Origin of the sequence: Pseudoalteromonas sp. R86517, from assembly GCF_042466295.1 — a bacterium.
GTDB classification, from domain to species: domain Bacteria; phylum Pseudomonadota; class Gammaproteobacteria; order Enterobacterales; family Alteromonadaceae; genus Pseudoalteromonas; species Pseudoalteromonas atlantica.
The window spans coordinates 1,308,209-1,331,072 of sequence record NZ_JAXHCB010000001.1 but is presented as its reverse complement, the minus strand read 5'-3'; the positions used below and the strand labels follow the sequence as shown (position 1 = coordinate 1,331,072).

Genomic DNA, 22,864 nt, shown 5'->3' with positions numbered 1-22,864 from the left:
CGGGGTAAACACGTGTTTATTTTTTAGCGATACGGCCAAAGTTAATGTAATCTTGAGTGATCAGTGCTGCCTCTTCTAAGAAAGGGTCAAGCTCTTCAATTACCTCAGGTACATCATCTAGGTTTTCTATTGGCTCCTTACCTAAACGCTTTAAACGCTCATTAGTACGCGCTAGAGTACGTGCTTCATTTTCATCTTTTTCTTTAATACGGTCTGCTTCAACTAAAGAAATAGTTTTGCGATCTTTCTCTTCATTGTAACGGGCAATATCATCAAATACGTAACCAAACTCTGGCTCTGACTTAATACGTACTTCGTGCTGTTTTTCAAGATAAGTGATTACAGGCGTTAAATTACCCTGCCTATTGTACTTAGCTCGTACTATGCTATCCCACGGCAATGCATTATCTTGCTTGCTCTCGCCCCATTCTGCTGGGTCTATCGCAGAAGGAAATGAAATATCAGGAATGACGCCTTTATGCTGGGTACTGCCGCCGTTTATACGGTAAAACTTAGCAATAGTGTATTGTACGCTACCTAAGTCGTTGTCGTATAAATCGTACGCACGACCTAAGCCTTTGTGCTGCTGAACCGTTCCCTTACCAAAGGTTTGCTCGCCTATAATTACTGCGCGGCCATAGTCTTGCATTGCGGCGGCAAAAATTTCAGAGGCTGAAGCACTGTAACGGTCAACTAAAACAGTTAATGGGCCATCGTAGTAGGTAATTCCGTCACGGTCTTTTTGCTCTTCAATACGGTTATTTAATGTATGAATTTGTACAACCGGACCTTGGTCAAAAAACAAGCCTGATAGCTGTGTAGCTTCATATAATGATCCACCGCCATTTTGGCGCAAATCAATAATAATACCGTCTACGTTTTCTTCTTTAAGTTTAGCTAATTCAACTTTAACGTCTTTTGAAAGATTGTTATAAAAGCCTGGGATCTCAATAACACCAATTTTTGAAGTTAAATTTGAATAACTCGCTTCAAATACTTCAGATTTAGCAGCCCTATCTTCTAAGCGAATTTTATCACGAGTGATTTCAACTACTTTAGGCGTGCCATGTGCATCAGAGCCTTTAAGATACTGTAAACGTACCTTAGTGCCTTTAGGGCCTTTGATTAAATCAACTACATCATCTAAACGCCAGCCAATAACATCAACAAACTCTTTTTGATCTTGGGCAACACCAATAATTTTATCGTCAGCTTTTAGCTGCTCTGTTTTATCGGCAGGTCCACCTGGTACTAAGCTACGAATAACGGTGTAATCTTCATCTGGGCTTAAAACGGCGCCAATGCCTTCAAGCTCTAGATCCATATCCATTTTAAATTGTTCTGCGCGGCGCGGCGATAAGTACGACGTATGCGCCTCAATGCTTCGCGCTAGCGAGTTCATTACAATTTGAAATGCATCTTCTGAATTTGTTTGCACTAAACGTTTTTGTGCATTTTTATAACGCTTAGTAAGGACCTCTTTGATCCCTTCCCAATCTTTGCCTGTCATTTTTAAACGTAAGGCATCGTATTTAACGCGTTCACGCCAAATTTCATCAAGTTCAGCTTGCGATGCAGGCCACGCTGAATCTTCACGGTCAAAAAAGTATTCATCGTCTTTATCAAACGTCATTTTTTTATCTAGTAATGATAAAGAGTAATCATAACGTTCAAAACGGCGCTTTAAGCTTAAGTTAAAAATATCAAACGTAAAGCCAAGCTTACCGGTGGTAATAGCATTATCAAAATCGTTGCGGTATTTTTCAAACGCAGCAATGTCGCTTGCTAAAAACACACTTTTGTTAAAATCAAGGGATTCGATATAACGATCGTACACTTTGCTAGAAAGCGCATCGTTAAATCGAACCGGTGTATAGTGTGAACGAGCAAATAAGTTAGCCACTCGTTTGCTGGCAGTGCCATGTTGACTTTCTTGTTTAAGTACAGGCAAGTCTTCAAGTTTTGCCGCTTCTACGGAAGCGAATAAAGAACCCGAAAACAGGGCAGCAACTAACGGAATGAGCGTAAACTTTTTACTCATACACAACTCCTTAATTTATTTACAACTTAAATAATGTATAAGCTGTCAGCTTTGGTTTTAACTTGCATGCCAGTTACTAATTCAACATGAACTTCGTCTTTGTTTACTTCAGTAATTACCGCATTTACAAGTGCTTGGCCAAGTTTAACCTTAACCTTGTTATTAACCTTGACCTCACTTGCAGGTAAAGGTTCAACTTTTCCTGAACGTTTAGCAGGGGCTGCTTTAGCTGGTTTGTTAGCTTGTGCATTGCTTTTGCTAGCGTGGGCTGGTTTTTTCTTGAAAGATTTAGAATCTGAATCTTGGCGTGGACGCTGTTGTTTTTTGCGTTTTGCCATTTTAGCACGGCTTTCTTCTAGTGCTTTTTGAGCGTGGTCAATGTGCTCTTGCTCAACTTTTTCACCTTGATTGCCATCAAGATCAATACGAAACTCTGACTTAGTCACAGCTTCTAAATAACGCCAGTTAGACGTGTATTTTCTAAGCGCTTGACGTACTTGAGTCTTACTTACTTTTTCAGACCCTTCTATACGCTCGGCAATATCTTTAAAAATACCGACTTTAAGCGGTTTAATACCGTCTTTTTGTTTAAAACATTGTGGAAATTCTTGATAAAGAAATTCCAGCACTTCATTAATATCTTTTAGCTTGTTTGTGGTTTCCATTTTAGAACCTATTTTTCACATCTTTTCATCAAGGGACGAGTCAACGTAGTGTATTACCCAGTCGATTAACTCTTCGAAGTCGGCTTCAAGTACAGCCAAATCACCTCGAAGGTGTTCCCAAATACCATTTATTATTTCATCGATTGATTCACAATCTAAATCATCTGGAAGTTTATCCCAGGCTATGTGAATCAAATCATTGAGCGTTTCCGCTACATGTTCTTCTTCCCCTTCCCAATCGCCTACATCTTGTACTGCGAATAGGTAGTCTTGAACATTTAGCAAGTCTTTCATTATAAGCTTGCCTCTAAGCATTTAACTAATGCTTCAAGACCTGCTTGGTCATCAGTATCAAATCGACCAATAGTTGGACTATCGATATCAAGAACAGCAACTATTTTATCATTTTTCATGATAGGTACAACAATCTCAGAGTTAGACGCTGCATCGCAGGCTATGTGGCCATCAAACGCATGTACATCTTCAATTAGTTGAGTTTCTAACGTTGCTGCAGCCGTACCACACACCCCTTTACCAACAGGGATACGAATACACGCTGGATTACCTTGAAAAGGCCCAAGCACTAATTCACTTGGCGAATCCATAAAGTAAAAGCCCGCCCAATTTACATCTTCTAAAGAGGTAAATAATAGCGCACTTACGTTAGCCATATTAGCAATGACATTAGATTCACCAGCAATTAGTGATTCAGTTTGCTTAACTAATGACTGGTAAAAATCGTGCTTTTGCATACCAAACTACTTCTTATTAAACAGACAGTAGCTAAAGGTACTCTTTGTCGTGAAAAATTGAAACCTTTTACAGGCAAAAAAACAGAAATAGCGCCGTTTTTCAGCATGCTTGATTAATATTTCTGCAATTATTTTTTTGATGTTTTACGCAGGCCAAATAAAAATAGTCCTGCGGCAAAAGCGGCCATTACACTATTAATTAAAAATATCTCGCCTGTTGTAGCACTGAGTAAATAACTAAATATTGCGCCACCGAGCAGCCCAAGAGTCAGTACACCTGAATAATTCACTTTTGCATACTTAAACATAAGCAAATAACCCGGTACGACAAAAGCGGCCATAGTCAGTCCAACAATATGTGCGTTCGCGATTGCACTCATCAGTAGTTGTAAAAAAATGGTAGCCGCATCGCCATTCATAGTGAGCCCATAATAAAGGCCAAGTAAACTACCAACAATCACAGGGGATAATAAAGAAAGCGCGACACTTTTGGCTAGTTGATGTTTCATATAAGTTCCTAAATACACACTACAAACATTATATTAAGCATGCACCAAGTTCTTAAGGTTAGAAACAGAGACTATGGTCGTAATTTATGATGGGAAAACAAGCACTCTTTAAACTGCTGTAACTAGGCATTTTAATTTTATAAAAGTATATCTTAGCGTTTCTAGCAAAGGTCTTTAACCCCCTTTGCAAGGTTGATAATTTGAAGATTTAATTTATGTTGGGCTGTTTAGTGGGTGGGTTTAATAATGTTTTGCAAATGATTTTAATAAATGGTTTTGCTAACAAAAAACAAACACGCATTGTGCTGCCAGCCCACGCTTACTTTGAGCTGCTTAGTCGCCTATCAGACAAAGTTCACTACCTTTATAGGCGCTATCGTCAATAAAACCTAACCTTTAGATTTCAATATTAAATACGTTTTTCAATTAATGACTGATTTACGCATAGCCAGCGTCGTAGGTATACAGCACAGCAAAGCTGCAAAAGTGATGATGTATCGTTAATTGTGTCAAAAGGTTGGAATACAAATAAAACAAACACCGTTATCAATGAGAATCATTGCACGATAAATAATAAGTTTTTTTGAAGGTAAATCATCCTTGAGCCACAACATACTATTTTAATTACCAATTTTAAAATCTAAAAAATAAAAGTAATACATCAATATGTTGATAATCTATCAATAGCGGCTAATAGCAAACCGAAATGGGCAAATAAGCGAGGAAACCTAAAGTGGCTTGATAATAAAGCGTAAAAACAAAAAAGCCCGCTAAAAGCGGGCTTTAATATAATGGTGGAGAGATAGGGATTTGAACCCTAGATGGGCTACAAACCCATGCCGGTTTTCAAGACCGGTGCATTCGACCACTCTGCCATCTCTCCGAAAGTGCTATAAATTACAAGTAAGAGTGTACTCATAATTATTGTAATAAGGTGGTGGAGAGATAGGGATTTGAACCCTAGATAGGCTACAAACCTATGCCGGTTTTCAAGACCGGTGCATTCGACCACTCTGCCATCTCTCCGCACGGCCTGCATAATAGGGAAACCCATTGGCTTTGTGAAGCTTTTTTTTAAAAAAATTGTTTAAGTGCTTAAAAAACAATTAATTTGTTTAAAGATGAAACAAATAATTTCTTTTTGATGCTTAAATGAACTTTAATTAAAAAATAACACTCTATTGATCTACAAAGGTTTGCCCAAACATATAAGAGTTGGTAATCTAATTTTAGTTAAATTATCGAAACAAACATGTTTCACTTAAAGGAGCTCTACAATGGCATTTAATCATTCGTACAATACCGCTAAACCGGTAATGTCGACCATTGAAACAAACAAGGTACTTAAAAACACCTATTTCTTACTGGCCATGACATTAGCATTTAGTGCTGTTACGGCGGGTATTTCAATGGCATTACAATTACCTTACTTTATGGGAATTGTGTTCACACTGGTTTCGTTTGGTTTATTATTTGTTGTAAACAAAAAAGCAGACTCAGCCTCAGGCGTGTTTTGGGTGTTTGCTTTTACAGGCTGTATGGGCGCAGGCCTTGGCCCACTACTTAACTATTATGCGGCTATGCCTAATGGCCCTATGCTTATTATGCAGGCGCTTGGTTCTACTGCATTAATATTTTTTGGTCTATCGGCTTATGCATTAAACACTAAAAAAGACTTCTCATTTATGGGTGGTTTTTTAACAGTAGGCTTACTAGTGGTTATTGTTGCAAGCATAGTTAACATCTTCATTGGCAGCTCGCTGATGTTTATGGTGCTTAACGCTGCTGTTGTGTTAATTATGTCTGGCTTAATCCTATTTGATACTAGCCGTATTATTAATGGTGGCGAAACTAACTATATTCGCGCGACGGTCGCTCTATACTTAAACGTATATAACCTATTTACTTCTTTACTGCACCTTCTTGGCGCAAGTGATGACTAATTAAATAGTTCTGTTAAAATAGCCCCTTTATTGGGGCTTTTTTATTGGAATTGTTTTGGCGCGATTTGTTCTTTCTTTACATACTCCTCCTTCAGATCATGACTCAACGCAACGTATTATAAAGTTTGCGAATGCATGTTTAGCACAAGGCCACACCATAGATGCGATATTTTTGTATCAAAATGGGATTTATCACGCATCAGCTCACTTTGAGCTAGCCTCTGACGAGCTGCAAATTCCTACGCAATGGCAACAACTTGCAGATAAAAACGTCAACTTAATGCTATGTATTACTGCAGCAGAAAAACGTGGCTTAAACACAAGCCAAACAGGTGTGTTTACTGTAGCCGGGCTTGCAGAATTTGCCATGCTAGCGAGTGATGCAGATAAATGGATACAGTTTAAATGAAAAACGTTTTAGTAATGAGCCAATCCAGCCCTTTTGATGAGCTTAATACCCGCGATGCCCTAGACATGTCACTGATATTTGCCGCAGTTGAGCAAAATATTAGCTGGCTATTTAGCGGCCCTGCAGTGCTTGCTTTAAAACATAATCAATCAACACAGCAACTTGGTGTAAAAGATTTTTTTAAAAACATCAAAACGCTTGAAATCTATGAAGTAGAAAACATATATGTATGTGAAAAATCGTTACTAGATTATAACTTAAACAAATCTCAATTAATTATTGATTCAACCAGCCTCAATTACACTGAGCAACAACTGCTGATCGGCCAGCAAGATTTTGTGGTGAACCTATGAGTACATTACACATTTTTTCAAAGCCACTGGCTTATTACGACTCTACTCAGCTTGAAAACTTAATTAAAGACACCGATGAAGTACTCCTTGTTGGTGATGCCTGTTATGCCGCTAAGCAGTATTTTCAATTAAACGATTCGCTATTGTTGCTTTTAGAGGATGCGCAGGCACGCGCAGTTAAACTAAGCCCAGGCCAAACACTTATTAATTTCGATGAGTTTGTTGCCCTTACTCTATCTACTAACCAATCTATTACCTGGTAATCCATGCTTGAATTTAATAATCAACAAATCGACACTGATAAACAAGGCTACTTGCTAGATTACACCTTGTGGACAAAAGAGTTAGCCCCCATTATCGCCGAGCAAGAAAACATTATCTTAAGTGAACAACACTGGGAAGTGATTAATTTTGTGCGCAATTTTTACTTAGAATATAACACCAGCCCAGCAATAAGAATGCTTGTTAAAGCTATGGCTAAAGCGCTTGGCGAGGACAAAGGCAATAGTATTTATTTGTATAAATTATTTCCCAAGGGGCCTGCAAAACAAGCCACAAAAATTGCCGGCTTACCCAAGCCCGCTAGGTGTATTTAATGGCGAACAAACCAATGCATAATCGCGCAAGTAAAAGTACCACTAAACGCACTACGGGTAGAACTTACTCACGCAGCGCGCTCACTAAAAAAAGCACAACTTCGCGTGAAATTAAACCCGCTATAGCGCCTAAAGATAGAAAAATTGTTTTATTTAATAAACCTTACGATGTACTTTGCCAATTTACAGACGATTCCAATAGAAAAACCTTGGCTGAATTTATTCCCATTAAAGATGTATACGCTGCAGGCAGACTCGACCGCGACAGTGAAGGCTTGTTACTTTTAACAAACTGCGGAAAGCTTCAAAATACCCTTACCGCACCGAGTAAAAAAACCAATAAAACCTATTGGGTGCAAGTTGAAGGCGAGCCTAGTGAAGAGGCCATTAATGCCCTGTGTAAAGGTGTTGAACTAAAAGATGGGATTACCTTACCCGCAAACGTAAAAATTATTGACGAGCCAAAACTTTGGCCTCGCGTGCCGCCGGTAAGAGAGCGAAAATCGATTCCTACAACGTGGTTAAGTATTACAATTAATGAAGGACGTAATAGGCAAGTTCGCCGTATGACCGCCCATGTTGGGCACCCTACATTAAGGCTTATTCGCTACAGTATTGGCAATTACACGCTAGATGGCATAAACAGCGCACAGTACAGTGTTATAAAAGGTGAGGTAAATGCATAAACCCCATGTAACGGTGGCTGCTGTAGTAAAAAAAGGAGAGCATTTTTTACTGGTAAAAGAGCGAGATAAATTTACTTCTAATATTTGTTATAACCAACCTGCTGGCCATTTAGAAGTAAACGAAACACTGGTTCAAGCAGCCAGTAGAGAGCTTTTTGAAGAAACAGGTGTGTCCCTAACGCCCACTGGCTTAATCGGTATTTATAACTTACATGCGCCTAATGGGGTGCATTACTTACGCTTTTGTTTTATGTTTGATGGCACTCAAATCACCACTGAGCCCTGCCCAAAAGATGCAGATATAATTAGTGCCAACTGGCACAGTTTAGAAGACATAAAAGCACTGCCTCTAAGAAGCCATTTAGTTTTAAAATGTATTGAAGACAGCCTAAACCGCCCTATTCAAGACGTAGACTTTATTTACGACGATAATTAAACATCTGCGCTTTATATAATTCTCAAAGCTATATAAATAGCCCAAGGCTATAAATTAACTTAATGCTAAACAATTTCGTCCTTGCCTTTTTGAATAATAAAGTGCGCTGTCGGCGGCCTTAATAAACTCTTTTTGATCGCAACTATCATCTTTATTAATTGCGTGAATACCCATGCTCAGGGTTAAGTAGCCGGTAAAGCTGTCTTCATGAGGGATGTGCAGCTCTTCAATTGCCTTTTGAATATGCTCAGCAATAAATAAGGCCCCTTGTTTATCGGTTTGAGGCAGCAATACAACAAATTCTTCTCCGCCATAACGCGCCACAAAGTCCTCGGTGCGGCTTACCGTACACGCTATTGCTTGCGCCACGTTATACAAACATAAATCACCTTCAACATGCCCGTAGCGGTCGTTAAAGAGTTTAAAGTGATCAATATCGATTAAAATAATTGCCAAATCGTCACCACACTCAACGGCTTTTTCGAACTCTTTACTTAGCTTTTCATCAAAACGACGTCTATTTGCTATTTGTGTTAGCGAATCTAAAAATGCCATGTCGCGTAAAATATTTTGATCTTCTAAACGCTTTGTCGCATCATTAAATACAGCAATATATTCATCGCCCAAATTGATTCCAGATACTTCCATAGTAATTGTATTACCGTTTTTACAAGTAACATGGTAATCATGCGCGGGGATGTCTTGCCCTGTTTCATTGCCAATTTCTAACGCCGATTGCCACGTTTTTTTCACGGACTCTCGATAGTGAGGATCTGGGTATGCATTAACCCACCAATGCTCTAAGTTAGGTAAGTCATCAACGGTATAACCAAATACATCTATAAAGCGCTGATTAACTCTAATAATATCACCGGTTTTAGCACACACATTAGAGATAGGCATAGGCAAAATAGTAAATAAATGGGCGTAGTGGCTCATCTCGTGGCGCTTCATAGGATGATGCATTTTTTTAGAAAGGAAACTGTATGGCACATCTTCTTTTTCTTGAGAAAGCGAATGCTCCATAGTTAATACAAAGTACCACTCGTTCCACCATTTTTGTGTTGCTTCAATTAACGCCACTTCAGATTGGTTAATTAAATCTAAAGATGCGGTAACTGAATCAAAAATAGCATCAACGGGGCTAGTCTGTTGAGAGTCTACGGGTACGCTGTGTTTAAATATTTCATGAAAAAGTTTGTAGGCAGATTGCTTAAACTCACTCGTCGGGTTTTCAAGTAACTGCTTTACATGAAAGCTTGAGTTAGTCGTATAAAACGTAATTAGGGTCGTAAGTTTTTTTACCTGAAAGGCGTAATTCATATATTCATTCCGTTGAAAATATTAAGGCAATAAAATGCAAATTTAATACAAAAATCTTGCCTGTTCCTTAATTGTACAACAAACACAAGGTAATATGGACGCTATTATTATGCGCTCAGACAATAATGGCACCGAAATATCTTTTTACAATGGCTTATTTAAATTTTTCATCATTTTTTATGTTAAATGCGATTCAGTCTTATTTGCTATTTATTATATGAATAAAATAACTACAAAATCGTGTGTTTGCGCCACTCCTCCCTTTAAGCAAAAACAAAATGCGTGCTATAATCGCGGCCTTTCCAAGTTAACAGCAATCTGTATAAGCGAAATTATTCATGAGCGAAAATAGTCACATTAAAGTCATCGTTGGTATGTCCGGCGGTGTTGATTCTTCTGTATCTGCATATTTATTACAACAACAGGGCTACCAAGTAGAAGGCCTGTTTATGAAGAACTGGGAAGAAGACGACAATGACGAATACTGTGCAGCCGCTGAAGATTTAAAAGATGCACAAGCAGTGTGTGACAAATTAGGCATCGAGCTTCATACCGTTAACTTTGCAGCCGAATACTGGGACAACGTTTTTGAGTACTTTTTAGAAGAGTACAAAGCGGGCCGTACGCCAAACCCAGATATTATGTGTAACAAAGAAATTAAATTTAAAGCATTTTTAGAATTTGCAGCACAAGCACTTGGCGCCGATTATATTGCAACAGGCCATTATGTTCGTCGTGAACTACGAGGCGACAAATACGTTATGTGCCGAGGCTTAGACGATAACAAAGATCAAAGCTATTTTTTATATACCTTAAGCCATGAACACATAGGCCAAACGCTTTTCCCAGTAGGCGATATAGCTAAACCAGACGTACGCCGTATTGCAGAAGAGCAAGACTTAATCACCCACGATAAAAAAGACAGCACCGGTATTTGTTTTATTGGTGAGCGTAAATTTAAAGACTTTTTACAAAAGTTTTTACCTGCTCAACCAGGTGTGATTGAAGATACTGACGGCAACAACGTAGGTGAGCACGAAGGGCTTATGTATCATACACTTGGCCAACGTAAAGGCTTGTTAATTGGTGGCATGAAAGAAGGCTCTGGCGAGCCATGGTACGTTGTAGATAAAGACGTTGAGCGCAATGTGCTCGTTGTCGGACAAGGTAAAGACCACCCTCGCCTTTACAGCAATGGCCTAAACGCCAATCAGTTACATTGGGTAGACCGTGTTGGTCCTCAAGGTACAACGCGCTGCACCGTTAAAACCCGTTACCGCCAAGAAGATATTAATTGTACCCTTCTCGTTGGGGAAGATGGTATGGCACGTGTATTGTTTGATGAACCACAAAAAGCCGTTACACCAGGTCAATCAGCTGTATTTTATGCCGATGATGTGTGTTTAGGTGGCGGTATTATAGATTCGGTGATTAAGTAATGAATCAACACCAAGTCATGGCGCTTGCCGCCATGTGCCAAGTGGCTAAACAAGTACAAAAAATTGCGCAATACGGCAGCGCAAACGATTCAGACTTAGACGTGTTATTTACAAGTATTGTACAAACATCACCCGCATCGCCGGTTGATGTTTATCAAGGTACGCATAACTTGCGCGACGGCTATAAAACATTAATGGCGCAGCTTACTGCTGGCGCTCAAAAAGATGTTGAAATAGTTAAGTACGTAGGTGGTTTAATGCAGCTTGAACGTATTTTAAATAACGAGCCAAAAAGCTTAGCTGAACTTGGCCGCCGTATCGACGACATTCATCGTCGCTTAGATCACTTTGCCATAACCGATGACACCGTAGTTGCCGGTTTAGCAGATATATACTCGTCGGTGCTGAGCCCCCTTGGGCACCGAATCCAGGTTTATGGTAAACCCGAGTTATTAAAACAGCAGCAAACGCAAAATAAAATTCGTGCCCTTTTATTAGCAGGAATTCGCAGTGCTGTATTATGGCGACAAATGGGCGGTAAACGCCGTCACTTTTTCTTTGCAAAAAGAAAAATTCTCGCTATTGCAAAAACAAACATTTAATTATCGTTCAAAACTAAAATTTAGGAGTTATTATGGAGCTTTCAGCGTTAACCGCTATCTCTCCAGTGGATGGTCGCTACGGCAGCAAAACCACTGAACTACGCAGTATTTTCAGCGAATTTGGCTTAATCAAATACCGCGTAACCGTTGAAGTGCGTTGGTTGCAAGCCTTAGCTGCAGCAAGCGATATTAAAGAAGTACCTGCATTTAGCGAACAAGCCAATGCACTTTTAAATGCCATAGTTGATAACTTCAGCGAAGCAGACGCACAGCGTGTTAAAGACATTGAACGCACCACAAACCACGATGTTAAAGCGGTAGAATATTTACTAAAAGAAAAAGTAGCCGATAACAGCGAAATTAACGCTATTAACGAGTTCATCCATTTTGCCTGTACATCAGAAGATATTAATAACCTATCTCATGGTTTAATGCTAAGCGAAGCTCGTGATAATGTGCTCCTTCCATACTGCGACCAACTACTTAACGCTATAAAAGAAAAAGCCATTGAGTACAAAGCAGTACCTATGATGACGCGTACCCACGGCCAACCAGCTACGCCTTCAACAATGGGTAAAGAGTTTGCTAACGTATACATGCGTTTAAAACGCCAACGCGACCAAATCGCACAGGTAGAAATGCTAGGTAAAATTAACGGTGCTGTAGGTAACTACAATGCTCACCTGAGTGCTTACCCAGATTACGATTGGCATACCCACGCAAGCAACTTTGTAACTAGCCTTGGTTTAACCTTTAATCCGTTCACTACACAAATAGAGCCGCATGACTACATTGCCGAGCTATTTGATGCTATTGCTCGCTTTAACACTATTTTACTTGATTTTGATCGTGACGTTTGGGGTTACATTGCCCTTAACCACTTTAAGCAAAAAACCATTGCTGGCGAAATCGGCTCTTCAACAATGCCGCATAAAGTAAACCCTATCGACTTTGAAAACTCAGAAGGTAACCTAGGTTTAGCAAATGCTATATTTGCTCACCTTGCACAAAAACTGCCAGTTTCTCGTTGGCAGCGTGACCTTACCGACTCAACCGTTTTACGTAACTTAGGTGTGGGTATGGGCTACACGCTTATTGCGTATCAATCTACACTTAAAGGCGTAAGCAAGCTTGAAGTAAATGAGCAACGTTTACTTGATGAGCTTGATCAAAACTGGGAATTACTTGCTGAGCCAATTCAAACGGTTATGCGTAAATACGGTATTGAAAAACCATACGAAAAACTTAAAGATTTAACGCGTGGTAAACGTGTAAATCAAGAGATTATGGCCGACTTTATCGATGGTTTAGACCTGCCAGAGCACGCTAAAGTAGAAATGAAAAAACTAACACCCGCCAACTACATTGGCCGCGCTGTTGAGTTTATTGACGATTTAGTTTAAATACTAAATTGCGCATATAAAAAGCGAAAGGATAATCCCTTTCGCTTTTTTTGTACTAAAAATTATAGGCCAACTCTATGTACCAATTAAAAATAAACAACCTCTGTGAGCAAGAATTTTTAAACCAATACTGGCAAAAAAAACCGCTATTAATTAAACAAGGCTTTACAGACTTTCAAGACCCAATAGAGGCAGAAGAGCTTGCCGGTCTTGCTATGGAAGAAAGTATAGAGTCGCGAATTGTTACCAACCACAATAACGATTGGCAAGCATACCAAGGCCCATTTGAAGACTTTGAAAAATTAACTGAGCAACACGCTACTTTATTGGTACAAGCGGTTGATAATTGGCATAGCGATGCAGCACAACTGCTTCAGCCATTTAGGTTTATACCTAACTGGCGAATAGATGATTTAATGATCAGCTACTCAACCCCTAAAGGTGGCGTTGGTCCGCACCTAGATCAGTACGATGTATTTATTATACAAGGCGAGGGTAAGCGTCATTGGCGTGTTGGCCTGCCTGATCCAACACTTAAACAATTTGCGCAAAATAAAAAATTACTGCAAGTTGAGCAATTTGAAGCCGTTATAGATTGTATTTTAGAACCCGGCGATATTTTATATATACCACCTGGGTGCCCTCACGAAGGCTATGCAATAGAAAACGCCCTTAACTACTCGGTTGGATTTAGAGCGCCTAATCAACAAGACTTATTTTCTAGTTTTGCCGATCATGTTATTGATACCGACAGCGGCCAAAAACGCTATACCGATCATACTTTATCCCTTAGGGACTCTAAAGGTGAGCTTTTACAGAGCGAAACCGATAAAGTTAAAACCCTTATGCAAGCGCTACTTAATAACGATGAGCTATTTAAGCATTGGCTTGGTAATACCTTAAGTCAAGCCAAGCACGAAATGGACTTAGCACCGCTTGAAGAGCCTATAACCTGCGAGCAAATGAGTGATTTTATAGCAAACAATGCAGAAGAATTTGAGCGTTTAGGTGGCATACGTGCTATCTATCAGCAGCTAGAAGACACCCTATTATTAAGTATTAATGGCGAAAACTACCCGTTACCACTTTGCGATTTAAATGCCGTTAAACTATTAACAGATCATGATTATGTTAATAGCGACGATTTAAACGCAGCGCAGCCCAGCCTAGTTTTTATTCAAACCTTTACTACACTAGTTAATGAGGGGATGTGGTTTAATTAGAGGTGCGCTATGGGCTATCAAATTAATAAGGTCGAGTGGGATAGGCAAAAAGACCAGCTACAACAAATACGTGAAAAAGTATTTGTGTATGAGTTACACATACCCAAACGAGTAGAATTTGATAGCCAAGACAAACTAGCACACCATGTGCTAGTTACTCACAACAGTAACGCACCCGTAGCCACAGGTAGGCTGTGTACAGATGGCTTAATAGGCCGAATAGCCGTTTTGCCCGCACACCGTAATCGCCACGTTTATACTTCATTACTTACTTTTATTGTTAATCTTGCCGCTAACGATGGGCACCAAGTTATTAGTATTAATTGTATTTTAAACGAAGTTGAACGCTTTAAACGAAACGGCTTTATACAACAAGGCGGTGTTTTTATGGAAGCAGGTATACCTAGGCAGCGAATGCAATGCCAAGTGTCTGAGTTTGTCACTAAACCATTTACATTAGTACATTAAAAAAGGGCCGTTAATAGCCCTTTTTTACGTTTATACAAGCAATACCTTATTTTGGTTCATTAGCCCAAAGTTGCTCGTTTTCATGCATTTCGTATAAGCCGTGAGCACGGTTTATAAGTAAGTTAGCAAAGTCGACTTGGGTTTTATCGCGTGCGCCAACACTCATTATTTGATCTGCTTTTAACTGCCATTGTAAAGAAAAATATCGCATAGCATCGCGCGCATCTTTTGCTGCACTGACTTCTGCATGATCAGTAGGTAAGCGCCCTGTTATTACCCAGTAGCTCTTGCCATTTTGCGCTTTAAATTTCCACATAGCACACAATGGCGCTAAAAAGCGGCTGTCTTTGTCTATTACTGATTTAGGCATAATGCCTTTTTCTGCTAAGTATTTTTGGGCGTTTTGAAAACACTCGCGTTGCCAAGCAACCCGTTGTTGCTCTATTTGTGCTTGCTCTTGAGCTGTTAATGGTTTTTTTTCTTCTTGCTGCATTTTATTAACCTTTACTGCTTTTTTTCTACACTCTAAGTGCATAACAAATAAGGTGCAAGCATAAAACACCTGCTTTGCACCTTAAATACACCATTTGATTTGTTTTTAATCACAATTGCACTTAAGCAATAATAAATCGCTGTTATTTTATATTGTGATCAAACGAGCCTACATCACCTGGGAACACCACTGGCGATTCAATCCCGTCTTTGCTTATCGCTGCAACACCAAAATAGTAATTATCTATAACAACGTTTTTAAGTGTAGCTTTACTTACATTGCCCACATCTTGACTAAATTGCCATTGTGGCTCACTGGTATAGCGCCAATAAATACGATAACCGGCAATATTATCATCATCAGAACTTTGCCACGAAAGCGTAGTGTCAGCCTTAACCGCGCCTTCAATTTTTACCAGCTTAGGAGGAGCTGGCGCCCAAGCCATTGAAGCCATTGTTACTGCGTTCAATGATGTAAGCTTTGCTGTGTAGTCAAAATCAACGCCATCTATGGTATCGCCATAAACCACCCCATTTTCTGTACGTAAATCTTGATGTTGTCGGTCGTAATGCTCATTAGTTTCCATAATTCTGACTGCTGCAAAACCCGCATCGTTAAACGGTCTATGGTGCCCGCCCCGGCCAAACCTATCTAACCTGTAAACTAACATCGTATCTAAATTTGGAATGTACCTATCGGCAATTGTATCTATATAGCGTGCTAAATTACGGCTCGCCGAGTCGACTTCACCACCTGTAAAACGGCGCGTTCTTGCTTGTTGTTTCGTTTCTACTACACGCGTGCCTTCTGAGAAAATACGCGCCGTTGTATTGTCGGTAACGCCATTAATACCAGTAATATTGCCAATCATGTCGTTATTTAAAACGCCATGTACTTGCCAATTGTGCTCTTGCGCATACGCTGTGAGTATTTTACCGCCAAATAAACCTTGCTCTTCGCCCGACAACGCTGCATACACAACTGAGCCATTAAATTTATGCTTGCTTAGTACACGTGCAGCTTCAATAACCCCTGCCACGCCTGAAGCGTTATCATTAGCACCCGGTGAATCACTGGTAAAGTCCATTACATCACTCACCCGCGAATCAATATCGCCCGACATAATAACCATTCGGTTTGGCTCAGTACTACCACGCTGAATGGCCACTATATTCACTACTTCAACAGGATTAGGAATTCGTTTTTCACCTGATATAGTGTCTTTAACTTCAATAACTTCTAGGCAACCACCACATTGCGCTGATATTTTTTCAAACTCTTTTTTGATCCAACGCCGTGCAGCACCTATGCCCCGTGTATCTGACTTAGTTTCAGAAAGCGTATGGCGGGTACCAAAATCCACCAGCGTTTGTATGTCGCTCCCAATACGCTTAGCTGATACCTGCGCTGCAATATCATGTAGCTTTTGTTGTTCTTCATATTTTATGCTGGCATGAGCCTGTGCTGATAATCCTGCCGTACAAGCAAAGGCTAACGCACTCAAATTAATAAGTTTAGTTGTAATAGAAAAAGGGGTTTTGCGCATTATAAGCTCCTTATTTTTTACCTTACCATTACTCAACAACCTATATAGTGCAACTATTTTGAGTTAAAGCTTTATACAAGTAAGCTCAACTGTAAAAATTAACCACACTTAAGTACTCCCCTCTTTTAAGTAACCAAGCGTATTACAAACCTTGTTACATAAATACGCTATATACATAGCGTATTTTCGTGGCAAACTAATGGGGTGTTTTATTTGTATTTGTAACCTATGCGCCAGCTTAAAGCCGACACTGTCTCTGCCAATTTAATAGCTTCTAGTAACAACCAATATGGGCCTATTTGTGTTTATCAAAATACGGCCTATCGCTGGTTAACACTTGCCCAAAATGCGCAAAGCGATATCACTATTCAAGGGGTGATGAGCCTTAATGAGAATGAACAATTACTGATTGCGGTTAATCAATGTATGCTGTTATTTTTACTTAAAGCAGCAGAGCCTCTAAGTGTTTTAAATTTAGGTTTAGGTACTGCGGGCATTGAACGAGCCATTCATTATTTACATAACAAAACGGCTTATATAAATAACTTAGCTGTGTTTGACAGTGTAGAAATAAACCCCGCGATGATAAGCGTTGCTAAGCACCATTTTAACTTGCCCGCTAATCATACGGTGCACTTACAAAATGCAGAGCTGTTTGTTGCAACGTGCACGCGCACATACAATGTCATTACAATTGATATTTTTAGTGGCGATGTACATCAAGACTTTTTATCTAGCAGCGTATTTTGGCAAAACATACGTCGCTGCAGCGGGCTAAATGCGCAAATTATTATAAATTTAAACCCTAAAACAGGAAAAGAGCTCCAAGCTTTACTCGTCCTGTTTAGGCAACACTTTAGCTGTATTGCCCTTATAGAGTTTAACGAATACAAAAATATCGTCGTGATGCTTTCTCAGCAAAGCTTAGTGCACATTAATAAAGAAGAAATAGCCCATTCGCCATTATTTAAAACGTGGGCGCCTTCCCTTCACAACGACATAAACAGCATTTATCACATAGAGTAATTTAGCGCCCTGGTTCGTGTTTTTCATAGCACGGCAAATGGGTTTCTAATTGCTCCCAATTGGCTTTAGAGGTAACAAAATTATGCGACATTACCTGCTCAGCAATATCGTCATCTATCAACCCAAGGCGTATTCGCAAGCGAGATTTATCCTCTGCATTAGCACTGTAAATAGGTGAGCCACATGTTTTACAAAAAAAGCGCGCACGCCCAGGTTTGAAATTAAATTCAGTTAAATTATCTTCTCCTTTGGTAAGTGTAAATTCGTGAGTGTTTACAAAACCATTAGTAGCAAAAGCAGTTCCGCTGTTTTTTCTGCATAGTGAGCAGTGACAATGAATAATTTGAGAAATAGCCCCTTTAATTTCAACACTTACCGCTTTACATAAGCACGTTCCAGTATACATATAATCCCTTTTATTATTTTTAATTGCGTGTTGTTAGGTATTTTACGCGTTTAAAATAAAAACGTCAGCAGAATAGATAAAACACAATATTGGTTGACTAATTTACACTAAATTGGTTATATAAATTTTAAGTTTGAAAAATTAAAAGTCATATATTGGTTTACCAATTTATATACTTATACTTACATTAGTAAAAGAGGGATTATGCGCGTTAAATACAGCTTACTGTTAGTGGCCTGCTCAGGATTATTAGCCTGTAGCCAAAACAATCAAAACGCTCCCTCTGCAAAGTGGTTATTAGTAGATAACTTTGAACAACCGCTAAAAGGCTGGACAAAGGCCGACACAGACAACCAAACTCAACCTTATGTCGCTAACCCACAAGTAACTAAAATAGAAGTTGAGGACACAGCCAAAGGGATTAACCATTTTTTAATTAAAAAGCCTGCCGAAAATGGTATTGTCGGCAACCGCAAAGCCCTCAGCTATAAAAAGCTTCCAAAAACAGTGCCCGTTGGCGAAACCTACACTTTTTTTACCCGTATTAACGTCGCCTCTTTTCCAAATAACCATGCTTTTGGATTAAGTAACTTAGAGCCAGAGCAAATAAACGTTCATGGCTACGACGCCTTTGAAGCCACTTTACGAGTTACCGATAAAACCGAATCAAATGGGTTAGTCAATACCGGGGCGCTAATGGTCAAAACTGATAAAGGCTATAGTAATATCCAAAACTATGCACAAGCGCAATCGGCTAAACCACTTGATACAAACAGTTGGTACAACATTTGGTACGTTGTTAATAATGCATCGGTAAAAATGCAAGGCCAGCAATACAATGTATACGTTCAAGGCGGCGAATTTAAAAACCAAACCTTAGTGTATAAAAATGCCACCTTTAGAATGAAACGCGAGCGCCCACTTAGCTATTTTTTAGCTAACTGTAATGCGGGCCCACATAAAAAGCCCTACGGAAATGGCGGTTTACGCTATGACGACATTTACATGATTAAAGGCGTAAATCTCACAAACCCTATTCGATAAAAGTAGCAGTGTAAATTAGTCGCTAAAGATCTACAGCGCGCCACTTAAATGGTATGATCCTTTTCTATTATTTGTCATTTAAGTTTATAAAATGTATCGATTATTCGAAAAAATGACCAACGCATTTCCTGAGCAAAAGCCAACGCAGCCGCCCTCTACCTTATTTGCGTTTTGTCGTCATTACACTAAAGGTATGGAGCTGTCGTTAGTTTTAATGTCTGTTAGTGCTGCCCTGCTTGCCATTTTAGAAGTATCGTTATTTAGCTATATGGGCCAATTGGTTGATTGGTTGAGTACCTACACACCGCAAACCCTGTTTGAAGAGCAAAAAGCCGAACTTATAAAAATGGCGGTAGTGCTTTTAGTGATATTGCCTATTGTGGTGTTTTTTCACTCGGCTATTTTACACCAAGCATTACTGGGTAATTACCCTATGTCGATTCGTTGGTCGGCGCATAGATACTTATTACGCCAAAGTGTTAGCTTTTATCAAAACGAGTTTGCAGGGCGTATTGCCACAAAAGTAATGCAAACATCACTGGCCGTACGAGAAGCCGTAATGAAACTGCTCGATGTACTAATGTATATTGTGGTTTATTTTGGCGCTATGGTGTTTTTAGTTGCAGAAGCTGACTGGCGTTTAATGCTACCGCTTTTAGTGTGGGTAATTATTTATGCCGCCATTCAAATGTACTTTGTGCCAAAACTTAAAAAAATTGCCAGCTCGCAGGCCGATGCGCGCTCTGAAATGACCGGCCGTATAGTCGACAGCTATACAAATATATCGACCATTAAGCTTTTTTCGTACACACAACGTGAAGAGCAATACGCTAAACAAAGTATGGATGTATTTTTACAGCCTGTTTATAAGCAAATGCGTTTAGTAACCAGCCTTAATTTTGCCATTAATAGCCTAAATTACTTATTAGTATTTAGTGTGGCCGCACTATCCCTTTATTTATGGTCGTTAAGTGCAATTAGCGCAGGTGCCATTGCTGTTGCTGTTAGTTTATCGCTTAGATTAAATGGTATGGCGCAGTGGATCATGTGGGAAATAAGCAGCTTGTTTGAAAACATTGGTACCGCAACCGATGGCATGAAAACCTTATCTACGCCCATTAAAGTAGATGACAAACCCGATGCAAAAACGCTTAACGTTTCTAAGGGCGATATCGCTTTTTCAAATGTTCATTTTAACTACGGCAAAGCCGCTAACGAAACTAATCGCGGTCCGGTAATGAATGGCCTAAACCTACATATAAAGCCCGGTGAAAAAATTGGCTTAGTGGGTCGCTCTGGCGCTGGTAAATCAACATTAGTTAATTTACTGCTGCGCTTTTACGATACCGATTCGGGGACGATTAAAATTGATGGCCAAAACATTACCGATGTAAGCCAAGAAAGCCTTCGCCGCTATATAGCCATGGTTACGCAAGACACTTCCCTGCTTCACCGCTCTGTAAAAGATAATATTTTATACGGCCGACCCGATGCCTCAGAAGCCGAAATGCTCAGCGCTGCCAAGCAAGCTAAAGCACTCGAGTTTATAAGCGATTTAGAAGATAGCAAAGGCAATAAAGGGTTTGATGCTCAAGTAGGCGAGCGCGGAGTAACCCTCTCCGGTGGGCAACGCCAGCGTATCGCTATAGCGCGGGTATTACTTAAAAATGCACCTATTTTAATACTCGATGAAGCTACCAGCGCGCTCGACTCAGAAGTAGAAGCCGCAATACAAGCAAGCCTAGATGATTTAATGACAGGTAAAACTGTGATTGCCATTGCTCACAGGCTATCGACCATTGCGCAAATGGACAGACTTATTGTACTTGATGAAGGACGCGTTGTAGAGCAAGGCAGCCACGAAGCGCTCATTGCGCAAAATGGTATTTATGCTGGCCTTTGGGCACATCAAACCGGTGGGTTTATTGGTGTAGATTAAACTAAAAAGCAAAAGGGCTAATTACAGCCCTTTCGCTTTTTTATACTAACGGTTTAATAGCCTTTAACCGCATGATATTAAGCCATTAATCTTAAACCAATTAAAATTAGCATGACAATATTGGCTATAAAACTGATTAAAAAGAAGTACGTGCGTGGGCTTGGGTTTTTCTCTGTGGCTATAACGTAATACAGCGCCATATGAATTAATCGCGCTATTACATACACCCAAACGCACATGGCAAATATAGGGCTTTGGTAATTTATAACAAATGCAAACAACACAGTACCAATAAACAACGCGCTGTTTTCTAGTGTGTTATGAAAAGTACGGTGGGCTCTAAATATAAAACTGTCGTGCGATAAATCATCGCTAATTTTACCCGGTACAGCATTAGGTTGTTTAGCTTTGCTAAAGGTAGCTACCGACCACTGTACCACTAACATTATTAAATAAACGTAAAACGCCATATAGGCAGAAAGCGCAACTTCAGTCATTTTTATGTCCTTAAAATTGTTTTAACTCAGTAGTTACAGCAAGTTTTAAGCCTAAAATAAGTTCATTATAATTAATGACTTGTAATTTATAAGTTCAATAATAATGTAAAAGCTGCAAACCTATTTATAAATGTTACCCACGAATTAACTCCTTAACGTTAGGGTAATTGATACCACTGCATGATCGGTTGTTAAATCGTCTCGTTCGTATTCTGGGTTTATTAAATGCCTGTCGCATGTATGATAATCACTCACTTCATAAAAGCTATCATCGTAACTTGGGTCAAATTCACACGATAGTAAAATATAATCAAGTACCGTACTACTCGTTCCATAGTAATGGGTAGGGCTGCGATTTAATAATGGCGCAGCGGGGGCGTTACTTTGTTGAACATCTGCATTCCCAGCGTTTTGCTGGGTGTTGTGCGCCGTAAATTGGCTCATTTTTAGTGTTTTAAATAGCTGCCACGCGTCATTTAAACAATATTTAGCAAGGTATGTTTTAACATCAAACACTGGGGCAAATCGCAATGTATTCGTTAGTAAATGGCTCAACACGCCATCGGCTAGGTCGTTATTAAAATCGCCCATTAACACCATAGGCTGTTGTGTAGCTTCGCGTCGAGCAATCATTTCTATCATTAGTAAAGTGGCTTCACTGCCGCGCTGAATGGTTGAGCCCCACGAGCCGGCCACATTTGCTTTTAGAGTGTCTATTATGTTTTTTTCGCTTGAGGGTGGCTCGGTTTTGGCTGAGCTAGTAGTACTTTCATCACTTTCAATCATGGCTCGTTTTGACTTGAAATGCACTACATAACAGTCGGTATTACCTACATGGGGTAATTTAATGGTGGCTCTTAACACCTTACGGCTAAACGTAAAATTACTATTAAGGCCAAGCATTTCAACAAGCTCGGTATTGTGCTTAACCGCAGCAACATCAACAATCTCAAATTTAGACGCTATTGCCACGACCGGGCGTTTAAAAATAAAATCATCAATCACCTCTGGCGTATCAACCACAGCAAAATATGTCTAGCCTTGCTGCGCCATTAACACCTTTAG

26 protein-coding genes and 2 tRNA genes are annotated in these 22,864 nt (G+C 39.6%); 15 read left to right on the top strand and 13 right to left on the bottom strand.

Translation table 11 applies throughout. From position 1 onward, the window contains the following. Positions 1–16: 16 nt before the first annotated feature. From prc to SJY38_RS05970, 7 genes are all read right to left on the bottom strand, one after another. Positions 17–2,041, bottom strand: coding sequence for a carboxy terminal-processing peptidase (gene prc, locus SJY38_RS06000; RefSeq protein WP_055253727.1), 2,025 nt, complete (start codon positions 2,039–2,041; stop codon positions 17–19). Positions 2,042–2,067: 26 nt separating this feature from the next. After that, positions 2,068–2,706 carry an RNA chaperone ProQ gene (gene proQ / locus SJY38_RS05995; RefSeq protein WP_248461590.1) on the bottom strand — a complete coding sequence of 213 codons (639 nt, stop codon included), beginning with the start codon at positions 2,704–2,706 and terminating at the stop codon, positions 2,068–2,070. A gap of 15 nt (positions 2,707–2,721) precedes the next feature. After that, positions 2,722–3,000, bottom strand: coding sequence for a hypothetical protein (locus SJY38_RS05990; RefSeq protein ID WP_004586713.1), 279 nt, complete (start codon positions 2,998–3,000; stop codon positions 2,722–2,724). Further along, entirely contained in the window at positions 3,000–3,458 is a 459-nt protein-coding gene (locus tag SJY38_RS05985; RefSeq protein WP_004586714.1) for a GAF domain-containing protein, read from the bottom strand. The genes SJY38_RS05990 and SJY38_RS05985 overlap by 1 nt, the downstream gene beginning before the upstream one ends. A 128-nt stretch (positions 3,459–3,586) precedes the next feature. Next, positions 3,587–3,967, bottom strand: a complete 381-nt coding sequence (locus tag SJY38_RS05980; RefSeq protein WP_004586715.1) for a hypothetical protein — start codon at positions 3,965–3,967, stop codon at positions 3,587–3,589. Positions 3,968–4,759: 792 nt separating this feature from the next. Continuing rightward, a tRNA-Ser gene (locus SJY38_RS05975) sits at positions 4,760–4,850 on the bottom strand. 52 nt (positions 4,851–4,902) lie between these two features. Continuing rightward, positions 4,903–4,993: transfer RNA gene (locus SJY38_RS05970), tRNA-Ser, on the bottom strand. Between the two features lie 251 nt (positions 4,994–5,244). On the opposite strand from SJY38_RS05970, the gene SJY38_RS05965 reads away from it, so the two are divergent. Genes SJY38_RS05965 through SJY38_RS05935 form a run of 7 tightly spaced genes read left to right on the top strand, consistent with a single transcriptional unit; the run spans position 5,245 to position 8,390 of the window. Continuing rightward, positions 5,245–5,910 carry a Bax inhibitor-1/YccA family protein gene (locus tag SJY38_RS05965; protein ID WP_004586716.1) on the top strand — a complete coding sequence of 222 codons (666 nt, stop codon included), beginning with the start codon at positions 5,245–5,247 and terminating at the stop codon, positions 5,908–5,910. A gap of 55 nt (positions 5,911–5,965) precedes the next feature. After that, positions 5,966–6,319 carry a sulfurtransferase complex subunit TusD gene (gene tusD / locus SJY38_RS05960; RefSeq protein WP_004586717.1) on the top strand — a complete coding sequence of 118 codons (354 nt, stop codon included), beginning with the start codon at positions 5,966–5,968 and terminating at the stop codon, positions 6,317–6,319. Then, entirely contained in the window at positions 6,316–6,672 is a 357-nt protein-coding gene (locus SJY38_RS05955) for a DsrE family protein (protein ID WP_377109397.1), read from the top strand. The genes tusD and SJY38_RS05955 overlap by 4 nt, the downstream gene beginning before the upstream one ends. Continuing rightward, positions 6,669–6,935, top strand: a complete 267-nt coding sequence (locus SJY38_RS05950) for a DsrH/TusB family sulfur metabolism protein (protein WP_377109396.1) — start codon at positions 6,669–6,671, stop codon at positions 6,933–6,935. Before SJY38_RS05955 ends, SJY38_RS05950 begins: the two co-directional genes overlap by 4 nt. A gap of 3 nt (positions 6,936–6,938) precedes the next feature. Further along, a complete protein-coding gene (locus tag SJY38_RS05945) occupies positions 6,939–7,268 on the top strand; it encodes a TusE/DsrC/DsvC family sulfur relay protein (protein ID WP_004586720.1) in 330 nt (109 codons plus the stop codon). Beyond that, positions 7,268–7,954: an rRNA large subunit pseudouridine synthase E gene (locus tag SJY38_RS05940; protein ID WP_377109395.1), complete on the top strand. Its 687-nt coding sequence runs from the start codon at positions 7,268–7,270 to the stop codon at positions 7,952–7,954. Before SJY38_RS05945 ends, SJY38_RS05940 begins: the two co-directional genes overlap by 1 nt. After that, positions 7,947–8,390: an NUDIX domain-containing protein gene (locus SJY38_RS05935; protein WP_377109394.1), complete on the top strand. Its 444-nt coding sequence runs from the start codon at positions 7,947–7,949 to the stop codon at positions 8,388–8,390. Before SJY38_RS05940 ends, SJY38_RS05935 begins: the two co-directional genes overlap by 8 nt. A gap of 54 nt (positions 8,391–8,444) precedes the next feature. On the opposite strand, the gene SJY38_RS05930 is transcribed toward SJY38_RS05935, so the two are convergent. Beyond that, entirely contained in the window at positions 8,445–9,713 is a 1,269-nt protein-coding gene (locus SJY38_RS05930) for a diguanylate cyclase (protein WP_377109393.1), read from the bottom strand. A 338-nt stretch (positions 9,714–10,051) separates the two neighbouring features. Between SJY38_RS05930 and mnmA the strand changes: the two genes are divergently transcribed. The 5 genes from mnmA (at position 10,052) to SJY38_RS05905 (ending at position 14,848) form a co-directional block, all read left to right on the top strand. Further along, positions 10,052–11,152: a tRNA 2-thiouridine(34) synthase MnmA gene (gene mnmA / locus SJY38_RS05925; protein ID WP_064385122.1), complete on the top strand. Its 1,101-nt coding sequence runs from the start codon at positions 10,052–10,054 to the stop codon at positions 11,150–11,152. Further along, on the top strand, positions 11,152–11,754 hold the full coding sequence (hflD, locus tag SJY38_RS05920; RefSeq protein WP_004586725.1) for a high frequency lysogenization protein HflD: 603 nt from the start codon (positions 11,152–11,154) through the stop codon (positions 11,752–11,754). The genes mnmA and hflD overlap by 1 nt, the downstream gene beginning before the upstream one ends. Before the next feature lie 32 nt (positions 11,755–11,786). Continuing rightward, positions 11,787–13,157: an adenylosuccinate lyase gene (gene purB / locus SJY38_RS05915; RefSeq protein WP_024033516.1), complete on the top strand. Its 1,371-nt coding sequence runs from the start codon at positions 11,787–11,789 to the stop codon at positions 13,155–13,157. A gap of 77 nt (positions 13,158–13,234) precedes the next feature. After that, on the top strand, positions 13,235–14,380 hold the full coding sequence (locus tag SJY38_RS05910; RefSeq protein ID WP_377109392.1) for a JmjC domain-containing protein: 1,146 nt from the start codon (positions 13,235–13,237) through the stop codon (positions 14,378–14,380). A gap of 9 nt (positions 14,381–14,389) precedes the next feature. Further along, positions 14,390–14,848 (top strand): GNAT family N-acetyltransferase, encoded by a 459-nt coding sequence (locus tag SJY38_RS05905; protein ID WP_121637558.1) that lies wholly within the window; start codon positions 14,390–14,392, stop codon positions 14,846–14,848. Positions 14,849–14,894: 46 nt separating this feature from the next. On the opposite strand, the gene SJY38_RS05900 is transcribed toward SJY38_RS05905, so the two are convergent. Both SJY38_RS05900 and SJY38_RS05895 read right to left on the bottom strand, forming a co-directional pair. Beyond that, complete coding sequence (locus SJY38_RS05900) at positions 14,895–15,341, bottom strand: DUF4826 family protein (protein ID WP_029772653.1); 447 nt, start codon at positions 15,339–15,341, stop codon at positions 14,895–14,897. Between the two features lie 142 nt (positions 15,342–15,483). After that, positions 15,484–16,887, bottom strand: coding sequence for a M28 family metallopeptidase (locus SJY38_RS05895; RefSeq protein WP_273607543.1), 1,404 nt, complete (start codon positions 16,885–16,887; stop codon positions 15,484–15,486). Between the two features lie 228 nt (positions 16,888–17,115). On the opposite strand from SJY38_RS05895, the gene SJY38_RS05890 reads away from it, so the two are divergent. Continuing rightward, entirely contained in the window at positions 17,116–17,913 is a 798-nt protein-coding gene (locus SJY38_RS05890) for a hypothetical protein (RefSeq protein WP_377109391.1), read from the top strand. A 1-nt stretch (position 17,914) separates the two neighbouring features. On the opposite strand, the gene SJY38_RS05885 is transcribed toward SJY38_RS05890, so the two are convergent. Continuing rightward, a complete protein-coding gene (locus SJY38_RS05885) occupies positions 17,915–18,319 on the bottom strand; it encodes a GFA family protein (RefSeq protein ID WP_273607545.1) in 405 nt (134 codons plus the stop codon). Between the two features lie 204 nt (positions 18,320–18,523). Between SJY38_RS05885 and SJY38_RS05880 the strand changes: the two genes are divergently transcribed. Both SJY38_RS05880 and SJY38_RS05875 read left to right on the top strand, forming a co-directional pair. After that, positions 18,524–19,363 carry a hypothetical protein gene (locus SJY38_RS05880; RefSeq protein ID WP_377109390.1) on the top strand — a complete coding sequence of 280 codons (840 nt, stop codon included), beginning with the start codon at positions 18,524–18,526 and terminating at the stop codon, positions 19,361–19,363. Between the two features lie 91 nt (positions 19,364–19,454). Beyond that, complete coding sequence (locus tag SJY38_RS05875; RefSeq protein ID WP_377109389.1) at positions 19,455–21,302, top strand: ABC transporter ATP-binding protein; 1,848 nt, start codon at positions 19,455–19,457, stop codon at positions 21,300–21,302. 77 nt (positions 21,303–21,379) lie between these two features. On the opposite strand, the gene SJY38_RS05870 is transcribed toward SJY38_RS05875, so the two are convergent. Then, entirely contained in the window at positions 21,380–21,799 is a 420-nt protein-coding gene (locus SJY38_RS05870; protein ID WP_029772660.1) for an MAPEG family protein, read from the bottom strand. 144 nt (positions 21,800–21,943) lie between these two features. Then, positions 21,944–22,822, bottom strand: a complete 879-nt coding sequence (locus SJY38_RS05865; RefSeq protein ID WP_377109388.1) for an endonuclease/exonuclease/phosphatase family protein — start codon at positions 22,820–22,822, stop codon at positions 21,944–21,946. Between the last annotated feature and the right edge of the window lie 42 nt (positions 22,823–22,864).